Here is a 13,602-nt window from a genome sequence, read left to right as displayed (position 1 = left end):
TCACGTCGTGATCATGCGGCCGGCCAGTACGAGCATCACCACCATGAGTAAGAGCAGAAACCATCCGGCGCCCTGCCAGATCCACCAGCTCTCACGGCGTCGCCATACCCGGTAGGTCTGTGCAAAGGCAACGATCCCGCCTATCAACAGAATCCCTGGAGCGGCCATGGAAATCAGGGGTGTGCCGCGCTTGCCGCACAATGCCTGATCCACGTCAAGGCTGACCGAGCACTGTCCCATCCACACGATGGCGGTGATCAGGGCGACGACGGCCAATGCCACAACCCCGAGACTGAACCGCACCGCGTGCACAAAACTTCTCCGGTCCCTACTTTTACGGTCCGCGTCGCTGTACATCGGAGCATTCATAGCTGGTGCTTTTAGCTATCGCTGCTGTCGCTGATTCCGGTGAAGCCCGCCTGACGCGCACAGTGCGCGCAGCAGTACAGGCGTCCGTCGGCCTCCGCTCCGTGCCCCAGAATCCGACAACCGCACGCCACACACACCGGCGCCAGTTCCGTGATGGCGCACTCCAGGCTGTCGAACGTGGCCGTCTTGTCACCCCAGGTGACAGTGAAAGTGTTGTGGTAGACATTCCCGCAGGTCACACACACGGCCATGGTCCTCTTCCTTCCGTCGAATCCCGCATAAACAGGCTTCCCAGAAGATCGAGGCGTCAAACCCCTAGCGAGGAACTCGCTGGTGAGCACTCAGCAACAAGCGGTCGTATTCCGATCGCGGCGGCATGGTCTTGCCAAAGTCAAGACTTTGGAAGTCCACAACGACCTGTTGGGCAAGCGCGCGCAATTTCACGTTGTTCTCTTGCGAGCGCCACTTCAACAAATCAAACGCCGTGTCGGCGTTGAGCCGGTAGACCAGCATCAGCATGCCCTTCGCTTGCTCGATGATCCCACGACTCTCCGTAATTTCGACGACGGCGGCGGTCAGCGAATCCTCGCGCTCCTGTTGCGCAGACGGGGTGACGTCGACGTAGAAGCCATGTGTCCCGATGACAGTGCCGTCGTCGTCGTACAGCCGATCACCAATCACGACGACGTGATGAACCTGTTGCTGTAGATCGATGATGCGATGACGCGTACTGAAAGCCTGAGCCGTGCGACGGATCTCGTCCAGCGTCGTGGCGACCTGATGAAAATCTTCCGGGTGTTTATGGGACAGAACAATTTCCGTAGTGGGAGTGACCTCATCCGGCCCATAACCGTGCATTCGCGCGACCTCGGCGGACCATTCCCAGCGCTCGTCGGCGAAGTAGAAGCGAAACCATCCGACATGTTGAGGCGCGCCCCCGGCCAAGGCCTGCTCCAGGTCGGCATCGACATCCACTTCAGAAAGTTCATCAGACATGCCGCGACCGCAATCTCACCATCCGACATCTCTTGAGGCGCTGTCCGGGGGCGGCACCTCGTGTGTTTAGCGAACTAGCCATAGGGTATTCGGCTCGCCATGCGCCGCACAAGACTAGACCCCCCGTTGCCCCATTCTGGCAACAGCTGCTCCCAATTTCCGGCGGAGTCTGTGCGCGACTGGGGAATGTGCTGATGGACCACAGCCAGGTGCCGATACTTGAGGCAGTGGATCGGTACCACCGCGATGACCGTTATGGATTCACGCCACCAGGCCACCGACAGGGGCGGGGAGTGGATGCACGCGTGACGGGAATTCTGGGCATGGATCCATTCCGTTGCGACCTCCTGGCCAGCGGCGGCCTGGACGACCGCAAGGCCTCAGGGCACCTTCTCGCGAGAGCCGAGGAGTTGATGGCGGACGCGGTGGGCGCCTGCTACGCCTTCTTCTCGACATGCGGCAGTTCGCTTTCCGTCAAGGCCGCGATGATGGCGGTCGCGGGCGGATCCGATGGTGGACTATTGGTGTGCCGCGACAGTCATAAGTCGATCGTCGCGGGGCTGATCTTCTCGGGAGTGCAGCCGCGGTGGATCACTCCTCGCTGGGACACCGAACGACACATCTCTCATCCACCCTCGCCACAGCAGGTGGAAGAGGCGTGGCGGCAGCATCCCGACGCTGCTGGGGCTCTAATCGTCAGTCCCAGCCCGTATGGCACCTGCGCCGACATCGGTGGGATCGCCGAGGTGTGTCACCGCCGCAGTAAGCCACTGATAGTCGACGAAGCATGGGGAGCGCATTTGCCCTTCCATGAGGCGTTACCCACATGGGCCATGGATGCCGGCGCCGACGTGTGCGTGGTCAGCGTCCACAAAATGGGTGCGGGGTTCGAGCAAGGCTCGGTCTTCCATCTACAGGGAAACCTCGTTGACCCAGCCCGCCTATCGGCCTGCGCGGACCTGTTGATGACCACCAGCCCCAACGTGATGGTCTATGCGGCAATGGACGGCTGGCGCCGTCAGATGGTTGAGCATGGCCACGAACTGCTCACAAATGCGCTCGATTTGGCCGCCAGGGTGCGAGCCGAAGTGGAACGCATCCCGGACGTTGAGGTGCTGGAAGAAGAACTGCTCGGTGTGGAAGCCTCTCACGACCTTGATCGCCTACAGGTACTCGTGGACATTTCACGCACGGGTACCTCCGGGTATCAGGCGGCTGATTGGTTGCGCGACCACAAACAGCTGGATGTGGGGTTGAGTGACCACCGTCGATTCCTGGCGACAATGTCCTTCGCGGACCGGGAGCTGACGATGGAGCGGCTTCTGGGTTCCCTCTCGGCGTGGCGCGCGGCCGCCGAGGATTTCGCCCACCCGCGGCCCTTGTATCTCCCATCGCCACAGCAGCTGGAGCTGGAGAGTGTGATGCTGCCGCGAGACGCCTTCTTCGGCCCCACAGAGACCGTCGCAGCGCATGACGCCGCGGGTCGCATTGCGGCCGAACAAGTCACGCCATATCCGCCAGGTATCCCGGTGGTGGTGCCGGGGGAGAGGCTCACGGGTCCTGTTCTCGAGTACCTGCGTTCAGGCAAGAGAGCGGGAATGATGCTGCCCGATCCGGCGGATCCGTCCCTGGAGCACATTCGAGTGACCGCACGCCGCTAACGACCGGTGAACTCCCGCGCCTTGGCCCTCACCCCCTGAGACAGCATGCTCCATGCATTCGGATCACCGTTGAGTACGGCCCGGCCCACGTTCTTGATCTGCTCGTAGTCCACATGCGGTGGCAGCGGGGGAATCTCCGGATCGCAATGCATGTCCAGCAGCGTCAAACCATGCGTGCCCAACGCCTGCTCCCAGGCGGCACCAATCTCGTCATCAGCTTTCACGGCAATGCTGTTCCACCCCATGACCTTCGCTAGCTCCGCATAAGAGACTTCTGGAAGTGATTGTGAAGCCGGGAACTTCGGCTCTCCCGCCATGGCCCGCATCTCCCAGGTCACCTGGTTCAAGTCGCCGTTGTGGAATACGCACACGACAAACGGCTGCCCATACCATTTGTCCTGGTACCGAGCGATCGTGAGCAGTTCGGTGAGCCCGTTCATCTGCATCGCCCCGTCGCCGACGAGTGCGATCACGGGCCGGTCGGGATGGGCGAATTTGGCTCCGATTCCGTAGGGGACGGCGCACCCCATCGTCGCCAATGTGCCAGAGAGCGAGCCACGGGTATCAGCGCCGAAGCGCAGGCATCGGGCATACCACGTGGTCGACGATCCGGAATCTGCCGTCACTATGGCGTTGCGAGGCAATCGAGAAGACAATTCCCAGACCACTCGCATGGGGTTGATCGCGTTCGCCGATAACATGCTCTGCTGTTCGACAATCGACCACCAGCGGCGCACACCCGACTCGATGCTTTCCTTCCAGCTTCGGTCCGATTTTGGATGCAGCAACGGGATCAAAGCCGTCAGCGCCGCCTTGGCGTCGGCGACGATGTTGATTTCAGTGGGGTACCGCATGCCGACCGTGGCGCCGTCGGAATCTATCTGAATACCCCGCGCCGTACCGAATTCGGGCAGATATTCGCTGTAGGGAAAATTCGACCCGACGATCAGCAGGGTGTCGCAATCGCGCATCAACTCATAGCTGGGACGCGTACCCAGCAGACCGATCGAGCCAGTCACATATGGCAGGTCATCGGGCAATACATCCTTGCCCAGCAGCGCCTTTGCAACCCCTGCGCCAGTCAACCTCGCAACTTCGGCGACCTCTTGTGCTGCGCCGCGTGCACCTTGGCCCACGAGAATTGCCACCTTGGAGCCGTCATTGAGAATCTGCGCAGCCCGCTCCATCGCATCCGCGGGGGGTGCCAATGTGCCGACGACGTCGCAAGGATCACTCGACGGCACCTCTTTGAAGACGTGCGCCGGAGGCTCATACTCCTGCAGTTGCAGGTCCGAGGGGACGATGACCACAGCGGGAGCACGATTCGACCTTGCGGTGCGAAACGCACGATCGAGGACAACGGGCAATTGACTGACCACTTTGACTTCCACCGCGTAATCGCTTGCCACATCGCTCAACAGCGTCTGCAGGTCCACCTCTTGTTGATACCTACCCCCGATCGCGGAGCGTGCGGTTTGACCCACGATGGCGACCACCGGCACGCGGTCGAGCTTGGCGTCGTAGAGCCCGTTCAGCAGATGGATCGCCCCAGGCCCAGAAGTAGCCATGCACACCCCGATCTTCCCGGAGAATTTGGCGTATCCGGTGGCCGCGAATGCCGCCATCTCTTCGTGGCGCGTTTGGATGAACATCGGTCCGTTGCCCGTGCGCCCCAAAGCGCCCAACAGTCCGTTGATGCCGTCGCCCGGATAACCGAAGATCTCGTCCACATCCCACTGACGCAGGCGTTGCACGATGAAGTCGGCGACAGTCTGGCTCATGTTTCGACCTTTCTCGGTGTTGGTTCGGCCGGTTCGACAAGGGACACGTGGTCGCCGGTCGACTGGAAGTAGATGTGCCGGGCAATGTTCACAGCGTGGTCGGCATAGCGTTCGTAGAATCGGCTCACCAGGACCAAATCCGCTGCCACAACGGTGCCGTGTGGCCAATCCGGCTGCATGACGATTTCGAACAACTGCCGGTTCAAGACGTTCATCCTGCAGTCGGCCTGCTCCATCCGTCGTGCGAGAGTCTGATCACTGCTCTCAATGGCTCGTTGTGCGCCGAGCGCGGAGGCTGCAGCGGCTGCGCTCATTTCACGCAGAACATCACGAGCTTCCGTAGGCACGATCGCTCGAGGTTCCTCTCGCATGGCGATGCGCGCAACATTGGCGGCCAGGCCCGCCATTCGGTCGATATCCCGGACGATATGCAGGGTGGCAACAACCGCCCTGAGTTCACTTGCGACCGGCGCCTGCAAGGCAAGCAGCGAGAACGCATGATCACTAATCGAACGACCCGCCCTGCTCACGGTGCGCAACGACACGTGCAGCGTCTCACCGAGGTGCTCGTCATCGAACAGCAATAGTGTTGCGGCGTTGTTCATTTCGGCCGCGCCTGCACACATGCGTGCTGTGTCCGCGACAAGCTCCGTGAGCTGCTCATGAAACGTTGTGCGCAGGGTCTTGTCCTTAGAACGGTCAGTGGTCCCTCCGCCTATTTGCTCCTGGCGGAGGGACCACATCACACTCACAGTCGGCTAGCCAACAGGCTTTTCGCTAGTTCAGCGCCCTTGCGGCTGTCCGCTTGGGCCTTGCGAAACAGCTGCACCACCTCGGTATCGCTCTCGCGTTCGGCGTCGGTGATGAACGTCTGCAACCGCAGCGCGTTCTCCAGGCAGTCTTTCGTGAATCGAATTAGGTCGTAGTTCTTGTCCTTGGTACCGGTCAGTTCTCCGGAGTCAGCGGCCAGTGTCATGGTGCTCCCTTCTCGTGTGGCTGGCGAAAAGGACATACCCGTGCCAGATGGCGGTAAACACCCCAGTTGCGAGCCTCTTCTGGCGAAACTTCAGGCCAGGTATGGCAGGAGTGAGGCCGACCGGCCCACGGCAGCACGGTCGGCCTCACTGTCGCCAGATGGCTTGTCAGCCCTTGCGGCTTTCGCGTCGATTGGCCTTTTCAATCGCCGAGACCAACTCCTTCTTATTCATGCTGGACCGGCCTCGGATATCGAGCCGCCGGGCGATGTTCAGGAGGTGATCCTTGGTGGCACTGGCGTCTACACCCTCCGCACTCTTGCCGCGCGCATTGGGACCGCCGCTGCGCGCTCGCTCATCAGAAGGCCCGGGTGTTTCCTTCTCCTCCCAATGGTCGCCCACCTTTTCAAAGGTGTGCTTAAGCGCGGCGAAAGCTACCCGATGCGCGCGCTGGCCCTCGCCGTACTGCTCCACTGCCGAGTCATGAACCTTGGCGAATGTGCGCTGCGCCTTGTCACTAGACCTACGGAGCGTGTCGGGCAGTTCGCTCTGTTTGGCGTTACCTTTTCTCGTTGTCTTCGGCACGGTGTGCTCCTTTCAGGAATCTTGCATTCCGCGTCGATCCGCCCTTTCGCGATCGATGTCGGGCCGCTCTGCCGCCAGTTTCCGGTCAAGGGATTCACCCTCGGATGCCTCGCTGGCCGTGAGGCCGAACTTTCCAGTGCCCGACCACTTCCCGGGTGGCTCAACCGGCTCATCTCCGTCGGCGTTATGTATCTCGTCCGAGTCAGTGGACTCACTGGCGTTCAACGTGTCACCGGGGCCCACGTCGTCGTCTTCGTTCGAGTCGGAGTTTCTGGCAGACATGGCGACCTACTACCCCACAATGCCCACACCAAACTATGCCGACACCATCTCGGTCTCGCGATCCCACGCGCGGTGCCGACCGAGCGCCGCCGCGAACACCGCCACGAACTCAGCGGGCAAGCCCTCATCCTCCGCCCCAGTCGTCACCACGCCGCCGTCCTCCACCACCTCTGTGGTGGTTGCCAGTGTCTCGACGACAGCGGCTGCACGTAGGAGATCAAGGCCGGCACCGAAGGCTGCGACCGGCTTGAGGTGTTTGTATGCCTCCGAAACGAAATGGACGGCATAGCCGTTTCGCGCCAGCCGCCCGACCGACTCCACTCCGGAGGGCACTATGACCGCGTCGTAGAGGACCGACGCCATGGTGGTCATGGCCCGGTCAACGGCGAGCTCGCCGCCGAACTCGCCGTTCAAGACCCCTCCTGCCACCGGTGCGAGCACCTCTGTGATTGCGTGGCGCTTGTGCAGGGCTGCCCGCAGCCTCTCGACGCCGCGCACGTCCACGCCATCGGCGGCCAGTATCGCGACACGTCGCGTAGCGATGGTGTCCCTTTCCGTGTCCAGTTGCGAGAGGGCGGGGGAAGCGGGGAGAGTGTCTTCTACCGAGTGCTGTGCGGGGGCGGGCAGACCCAGCCGTGAAGCCACCCGAGCCGCCAGCTCGGAATCGACCAGATTGAGCTGGTCGACCACACGAGGACGAATCTCGGTATCTGCACCTACTTTTCCGAGTTCGAATGAGAATGCTGCGACGATATGTTCGGCTTCGATGGCCGACATGCTCTTCCAGAACATCCGCGCTTGGCTATAGAAGTCCTTGAAACTCTCTGCGCGCTGACGAATCTTGTGACCGTCGATGCGCTGTGTGTAATGACGGAAGACATCCTCGTGGGCGAGGGCCGGACACCCACCGCCTAGTGTGTTCTTGAAGTAGCTCGACCTGCCCTGCGGAATATCGTGCTGCGCAAAGCCATCCTGTTGGTTGTTGCGGACTTCGGCCACCGGCCGATTGATCGGCAACTGCGCGAAATTGGGTCCGCCCAAACGGATCAGCTGGGTGTCGAGATACGAGAAATTACGAAACTGCAGCAGCGGATCGTTGGTGAAGTCGATTCCAGGAACGACGTTAGCCGTGTGAAAAGCCACCTGTTCGGTTTCTGCGAAGAAGTTATCCGGATTCTGATCGAGAACCATCCGGCCGACGGGCTGCACCGGAACCTGCTCCTCTGGAATGATTTTGGTGGCATCCAGCAGGTCGAAGGGGAACCTGAACTCATCGGATTCCGGCACGAGCTGCACCCCGAGTTCCCATTCCGGATACTGGCCCGCCTCAATGGCATCCCATAAATCACGCCTGTTGTAATCGGGATCCTTGCCGGCGATCTGCTGGCACTCGTCCCAGAGCAGCGAATGCACGCCGAGCATCGGCTTCCAATGGAACTTCACAAATACGCCTTCGCCGGTGTCGTTAACCAGACGGAAGGTGTGCACGCCAAAACCCTGCATCATCCGGTAACTGCGTGGCAGTGCCCTGTCGGACATCAGCCACATGATGGCGTGAAGCGTCTCCGGCTGCTGGGAGACGAAGTCCCACAACGTGTCATGAGCCGAGGCGGCCTGCGGAATCTCGTTGTCGGGCTCAGGCTTCACCGCATGCACAAAGTCCGGAAACTTGATGCCGTCCTGGATAAAGAAGACGGGGAAGTTATTGCCGACCAGGTCGTAATTTCCTTGCTGGGTATAGAACTTCGTCGCGAACCCGCGCACATCCCGGACTGTGTCGGCCGAACCCCGGGAGCCAGCCACGGTGGAGAACCGGACAAACACCGGTGTCCGCAACCCGGGGGTGGTGAGAAACTTCGCGGCCGTGAAATCCGAAAGCCAAGCGTCGTAGGGCTCGAAGTAGCCGTATGCACCCGCACCGCGCGCATGGACAACACGCTCGGGAATTCTCTCGTGGTCGAAATGTGTAATCTTCTCGCGAGCATGGAAGTCTTCGAGCAGGGTCGGGCCGCGTACTCCCGCGGTCAGTGCGTCATCGGTGTGGTCGACGCGAACGCCTTGCTGGGTGGTCAAGTAGCCAGAGTCACGGTCCACCCGGGACGTGTCGAGTTGTTCTTGTTTCGGATTCGACGGGCTGTCCACAATGTTCTCCTTTTGCGGCACGGAAAGGCTGCCGCCGGGTACCCCACTGACCGCAAGACAAACATCGCCGGCCTGCCCAGGGTTAAGTTGTTGCCTTACAAGGGGAGTCGTGGCTCGCGAGGTGTACTCACGAGGTGCCTGTGACGGAGAGCAAGTGGCAACGCCACCCAGCAGAGACCGAACGTGATCAGTGCAATGATTCCCGATGTAACGCCTGCGCTCTGCCCCAGAACCGCGTCGAAGATGATGTCGGTGACACCTGCCATGGCCAACCCGAGCAACAGCAAGCCCGCGAACGCCAGTCGATGCGCAGCAGAGACCAGGACGGGAAGGCGATGTTGGCGGAACAGCACTCGATGCAGGCCCACCGGCGCCACCAGCAACACGGTGGACGCCACAGAGAAAGTCACGGTGGCTAGGTACACCATCCGCGTCGAATGATCGAGCATGTCGAAGCGTTGTTGAAAGGGAAGCGTGAGCAGCAGGCCGGTGAGGAGCTGCACACCCGTCTGCACGACCCGCAGCTCCTGCAGGAGGCTGGTCCAATTCCGGTCGAGGCGTTCGGTGGGGGTCTCGTGACGGGCCGACTCGTTCCACCGCTGGTCATCCTCGGGGTGGTCCACGTCCACATTCTGAGAATCCCCGGTTTGAGCCGGATCAAACCAGGGTAGAGGCAACGTATGCATACAAAAACCAGAACATCAGTGAGTGTTCTCGTCGGCTCCCTGGCGGTAGTAGCTTCGCTGGTCGCCTGCGGCCCGGGCACACCCGCCTCCAGCGGGGGCACCACCACCCAGACACCGCCCCCGCCCGGTGGCAGCGGCAGTGTGCCCGGGGGACCGACCGGAGGCGGCGGACCCGAAGGCGGAGCCGGCAGCATCCCCGGCGGACCCACCGGAGGCGGCGGACCCGAAGGCGGAGCCGGCAGCATCCCCGGCGGACCCACCGGAGGCGGCGGACCTGGCGGCGGAAGCGGCTGCATCCCGAATGTGGGATGTGTGAACATTCCCTGATCGATTCGCGGAGGTGATCACGGCATGTGGACCAAGATTTTCCCTGTGGCCCTGACAATCTCAGTGGCCGCCGCGTTCGGCACGCCAGTAGGAGACGCGTCAACGGAGTGCAGCCCCGAGAGCATCACGCAGACGGTCCAGGCGGTCGATTACGCCCTTAGCGTCTATTTCGACAAATACCCGGAAGCCAATGAGGTGATCACACAGGCTTACCTGCAGCCCGAATCCGTTGGTGCCGCCAGCATCAAGGCCTATTTCGCGGCGCACCCCCAGCAGGACCGCGAACTTAAAGACATCATGGCACCGGTCGACGACAAACGGCGCGAATGCCGGACGGTCTGACCGTGTCGCGTGTTACCCAGATGGGCGATCTGCCACGATCGCACGGGCGACGTCCACAAGCTTGGTGTTGGATTCCTGGGACAATTGTTTGATCAGTACGAATGCCTGTGCGGCATCAATGTTGAACCGCTCCATCAACTTGCCCTTGGCTTGACCGATGATGTCGCGCGAGGCAAGGGCCGAAACCCATTGCTGTTCCCTTTGTGCCGCGACAAGCACAATGGCCGCGTGCGTGGCCAAGACCAGGCCCGCGTCGTACGAATCCGCTCCGAACGCCTGCGGGGAGCTCGAGTAGAGATTCAGTGCCCCAAGGTTTTCACCATAGGTGAACAACTGGAAGGACAGCATGGACCGCACTCCGAGCTTGACAGCGGCGGCCGCGAAATCGGGCCAGGGAGTGGTCGCGGCGAGGTCATCCGCGTGTACCGTCTCGTGCTCCCAGGCGGATTGCACACAGGGGCCCTGTCTCAGGTCCTCTTGAATTCCATCCAGTAGGCGGGGCACCTCCGAGGTCGCCGCGCGAGACTCGATCGAGTAGCGGCCGGTCACCAACGTGATACCGGCCTGCTCGACACCCGGCACGTTCTCGAGGGCTGCCGCGGTGATCGATCGAAGTGTCATCTCGACGCTGGTGTGCTCTTGTTGCATGCGGCGCGCGACGTCCGCCATCTTCGCGCTGAACGCGCCGGGAGCTGGGTCGTCGGTCATGACAACGATCCTGCCAGTTGACGGTCGAACCACGGCAATTCTCGCCGAATACGGATTTCACGACGACGTCCTCCAGCTCCGGTGGCAGCGGGCAGCGGCCGTGCACCTAAACTCAGCTAACTTCCCGGTTGTCCCACAACCCCGAATGCGGCCACGCGATAGGAGTTCGTCCTGTGAACAGCACGTCGGAGACCCTCACGCGGGGGCTCTCCGCCCGCCACATCCGCTTCATCGCGTTGGGTTCGGCAATCGGTACCGGGCTGTTCTACGGGTCAGCCGAGGCGATCAGACAAGCCGGCCCATCGGTGCTGCTGGCCTATCTGCTTGGCGGTGCCGTGATCTACATCGTGTTGCGGTCTTTGGGGGAGATGGCGGTACGCAGCCCGGTCGCGGGATCGTTCGGCGAATACGCGACCCGGTGCCTGGGTCCGCTGGCCGGATTTCTCACCGGCTGGACATATGCGCTGGAGATGATCGTCGTCTGCCTGGCCGATGTCACCGCCTTCGGTGTGTACATGGGGTTCTGGTTCCCGGATGTGCCACGCTGGATCTGGGTCTTGTCGATAATCTTCTTCATCGGCGCGGTAAATCTGCTCAGCGTCAAGGTGTTCGGCGAGATCGAGTTCTGGCTCAGCCTGGTGAAGGTCCTCGCCATCGTGGCCATGATCGGCGGCGGTGTCGCGATCCTGTTGTGGGGGACGTCCACCGGCAACGGTGAACAGCACGGCCTGGCCAACCTGTGGAACGACGGGGGCTTCTTTCCCAACGGTCTGGCCGGCTTCGTCGGCAGCTTCATGATCGTGATGTTCGCGTTCGGCGGCACCGAGATCATCGGGATCACTGCGGGGGAGGCCAAGGATCCCGCGCGCACCATTCCCCAGGCCATCAACACGGTTCCGGTACGCATCGTCCTGTTCTACGTCCTGACGCTTGCCGTGATCATGTGCCTCAATCCCTGGCGCTCGATCGATGCGCAGAGCAGCCCCTTCGTCCAGATATTTGAAGGGCTGGGACTCTCATCGGCCGCCACGGTGCTCAACATCATCGTGGTGACGGCGGCACTGTCGGCGATCAACAGCGATATCTTCGCCGCCGGCCGAATGATCTACGGGATGGCTCAGCGGGGACAGGCTCCTGCGGTCATGCGGCGGGTGTCGCGCAACGGCGTTCCCTGGATGACTGTCGTCGTCATGACGGCGGCCTTGCTCGTCGGTGTGGTGTTGAACTATGCGATAGAAGAACGCGTTTTCGTCATGATCGCCTCTGTTGCCACCTTCGCGACCGTCTTTGTCTGGTTGATGATCCTGCTGTCCCACTTCAGGTTCCGAACGCAGCCAAACGCCGGGGAGGTGCCAATGCCCTCCTTCTTGGCACCTGGCTGGCCATACCTGCAGGTTTTCGCGACCGGCTTTTTGGTGTTCGTCATGATCCTGCTCGGTTTCAGCACGGACACCCGCGTCGCACTCATCGTCGGTGCGGCGTGGCTGCTACTCCTCACCGCGGGATACCGACTCAGCCGGAAGGCGTGGTGAGGGCGGCTTAACGCGCGTCCGCAAGCGTCTTACCGAGCCGGTTCATCCGGCCTGTCTTTCCCGCGATGTCGCACCTATCTCGGCTTGCCTGAAATGCTCCGATAGAAAAGCGAATCCGGCCTTGGCGAACTGCGGTGCTGCCGTGATGTGTTCACCGAACCGGATCGGATGCTCCCGTACGTCGGCCCCCAGAGCTCGCCAGCGCTGTAATAGCAGCGCGGCCTGCCGGTAGGGGATCACCTGGTCCTGACGCCCGATACCCACCAACGTAGGCGCAGCGGGGGCTAGGTGTCCAAGGCTGTTGTCGTGCAGCTGCGCAACCCAATCCGGCTCGACGAACGGATCGGCCGAAAGATATCGCAGCCGCTTCTTGGGCAGGAACAAGCCGAGGACGATCGCACCGACGATGTGGGTGCGACGCAATATGGCCGCCACCATCCGACCACCTCGATTGAGATAGTCACGCAAACGCAGGTCCGGATAGGCACTATCGAAGCCCAGCCCCGCGTATAGCATCAAGAATGCGAAGAGCCCACCCTCTAGGTCGGCCACCAGCTCCGGAAAGTCCACCGGCGCAGCGCCCACTGCGACCGCCCGTAGCGGCACATCCGGGGCATAGGCGGGCTGCAGCTGGGCAGCCCAGCCCGCGGAGTTGCCACCCTCTGAATATCCGTAGAGACCTGCCGGCCCGTCGGCCGATAGGTCCGCCTGGGGCAAGTTCCGGGCGGCGCGCATGATGTCTAACACCGCTCGACCGTTGGTCTTTCCGATGACGTAGGGGTGCACGCCGGGGGTACCGAGGCCCGGATAGTCGGTGACGGCGACCACCCATCCGCGGCGCACCGCGGCGGATAGAAAAATCGCCTCGTACTCCACCCCGATCGCGAGCTGACGAGACAGTGCCGCGACCGAGCGCGCCAGCCCCTGTGTCCCCGGCGCGAAACCCAGGAGTGGCCTGGGCGACAGCGGGTTTGGGACATCGGGAACAAGAATGACGCCAGAGACTGCGATGGGATCGCCCGCCGCATTGGTCGATCGGTACAGCACCCGCCAGGCACGGGCCGACATCGCTACGCCCGGCAACAGACGCGCCGTCATGGGTTCCGCACGCAGCAGGTCCCCCGGGGAACCTGTGTCGTCGAGATAGGGCGGCTCATAGAACCCGCCTCGGCGCGGGCGAGAACTCAGTTGAGAGTCAGACATCATTGTCCTCCGGT

At 61.9% G+C, this 13,602-nt stretch carries 16 protein-coding genes; 4 read left to right on the top strand and 12 right to left on the bottom strand.

Translation table 11 applies throughout. The annotated features are described in order from the left end of the window. From MYCSP_RS10540 to MYCSP_RS10530, 3 genes are all read right to left on the bottom strand, one after another. On the bottom strand, positions 1–369 hold the full coding sequence (locus MYCSP_RS10540) for a hypothetical protein (RefSeq protein WP_083016608.1): 369 nt from the start codon (positions 367–369) through the stop codon (positions 1–3). Positions 370–380: 11 nt separating this feature from the next. After that, complete coding sequence (locus MYCSP_RS10535; protein ID WP_083016611.1) at positions 381–620, bottom strand: hypothetical protein; 240 nt, start codon at positions 618–620, stop codon at positions 381–383. 64 nt (positions 621–684) lie between these two features. Further along, entirely contained in the window at positions 685–1,365 is a 681-nt protein-coding gene (locus MYCSP_RS10530; RefSeq protein WP_088413744.1) for a PAS and ANTAR domain-containing protein, read from the bottom strand. Between the two features lie 194 nt (positions 1,366–1,559). Here MYCSP_RS10530 and MYCSP_RS10525 point away from each other — a divergent pair, with 194 nt between their 5' ends. Continuing rightward, the gene (locus tag MYCSP_RS10525; protein WP_083016616.1) at positions 1,560–3,026 is read left to right on the top strand and encodes an aminotransferase class I/II-fold pyridoxal phosphate-dependent enzyme; all 1,467 of its coding nucleotides are present in this window, start codon (positions 1,560–1,562) and stop codon (positions 3,024–3,026) included. Here the strand turns inward: MYCSP_RS10525 and MYCSP_RS10520 are convergent. The 7 genes from MYCSP_RS10520 to MYCSP_RS10490 form a co-directional block, all read right to left on the bottom strand. Next, complete coding sequence (locus MYCSP_RS10520) at positions 3,023–4,807, bottom strand: thiamine pyrophosphate-requiring protein (RefSeq protein WP_088413743.1); 1,785 nt, start codon at positions 4,805–4,807, stop codon at positions 3,023–3,025. The two genes, MYCSP_RS10525 and MYCSP_RS10520, sit on opposite strands and share 4 nt — an antisense overlap. Continuing rightward, positions 4,804–5,433, bottom strand: a complete 630-nt coding sequence (locus MYCSP_RS10515) for a phosphate signaling complex PhoU family protein (RefSeq protein WP_083016622.1) — start codon at positions 5,431–5,433, stop codon at positions 4,804–4,806. The genes MYCSP_RS10520 and MYCSP_RS10515 overlap by 4 nt, the downstream gene beginning before the upstream one ends. Positions 5,434–5,555: 122 nt before the next feature. After that, entirely contained in the window at positions 5,556–5,783 is a 228-nt protein-coding gene (locus MYCSP_RS10510; protein ID WP_070912626.1) for a hypothetical protein, read from the bottom strand. A 166-nt stretch (positions 5,784–5,949) separates the two neighbouring features. Further along, positions 5,950–6,366: a ChaB family protein gene (locus MYCSP_RS10505; protein ID WP_070912627.1), complete on the bottom strand. Its 417-nt coding sequence runs from the start codon at positions 6,364–6,366 to the stop codon at positions 5,950–5,952. 12 nt (positions 6,367–6,378) lie between these two features. Further along, the gene (locus tag MYCSP_RS10500) at positions 6,379–6,648 is read right to left on the bottom strand and encodes a hypothetical protein (protein WP_070912628.1); all 270 of its coding nucleotides are present in this window, start codon (positions 6,646–6,648) and stop codon (positions 6,379–6,381) included. Positions 6,649–6,681: 33 nt separating this feature from the next. After that, complete coding sequence (locus MYCSP_RS10495; RefSeq protein ID WP_088415568.1) at positions 6,682–8,790, bottom strand: catalase; 2,109 nt, start codon at positions 8,788–8,790, stop codon at positions 6,682–6,684. 95 nt (positions 8,791–8,885) lie between these two features. Further along, positions 8,886–9,419 (bottom strand): DUF6328 family protein, encoded by a 534-nt coding sequence (locus MYCSP_RS10490; RefSeq protein WP_083016626.1) that lies wholly within the window; start codon positions 9,417–9,419, stop codon positions 8,886–8,888. Positions 9,420–9,470: 51 nt separating this feature from the next. Here MYCSP_RS10490 and MYCSP_RS10485 point away from each other — a divergent pair, with 51 nt between their 5' ends. Then, positions 9,471–9,803, top strand: coding sequence for a hypothetical protein (locus tag MYCSP_RS10485; RefSeq protein ID WP_083016629.1), 333 nt, complete (start codon positions 9,471–9,473; stop codon positions 9,801–9,803). Positions 9,804–9,827: 24 nt separating this feature from the next. Then, positions 9,828–10,145, top strand: coding sequence for a hemophore-related protein (locus tag MYCSP_RS10480; protein ID WP_088413742.1), 318 nt, complete (start codon positions 9,828–9,830; stop codon positions 10,143–10,145). Positions 10,146–10,157: 12 nt separating this feature from the next. Here MYCSP_RS10480 and MYCSP_RS10475 read toward each other — a convergent pair whose 3' ends face one another. After that, a complete protein-coding gene (locus tag MYCSP_RS10475) occupies positions 10,158–10,853 on the bottom strand; it encodes a GAF and ANTAR domain-containing protein (protein WP_083016635.1) in 696 nt (231 codons plus the stop codon). 173 nt (positions 10,854–11,026) lie between these two features. Here MYCSP_RS10475 and MYCSP_RS10470 point away from each other — a divergent pair, with 173 nt between their 5' ends. After that, positions 11,027–12,385, top strand: a complete 1,359-nt coding sequence (locus MYCSP_RS10470; protein WP_083016639.1) for an amino acid permease — start codon at positions 11,027–11,029, stop codon at positions 12,383–12,385. 42 nt (positions 12,386–12,427) lie between these two features. Here MYCSP_RS10470 and MYCSP_RS10465 read toward each other — a convergent pair whose 3' ends face one another. Next, positions 12,428–13,588 (bottom strand): lipase family protein, encoded by a 1,161-nt coding sequence (locus MYCSP_RS10465; protein WP_088415567.1) that lies wholly within the window; start codon positions 13,586–13,588, stop codon positions 12,428–12,430. Between the last annotated feature and the right edge of the window lie 14 nt (positions 13,589–13,602).

It is taken from the genome of Mycobacteroides saopaulense (assembly GCF_001456355.1).
In the GTDB taxonomy this organism is placed as follows: domain Bacteria; phylum Actinomycetota; class Actinomycetes; order Mycobacteriales; family Mycobacteriaceae; genus Mycobacterium; species Mycobacterium saopaulense.
Note: the sequence above shows the minus strand (reverse complement) of the source record. Positions and strands in the feature narration are given on the sequence as shown.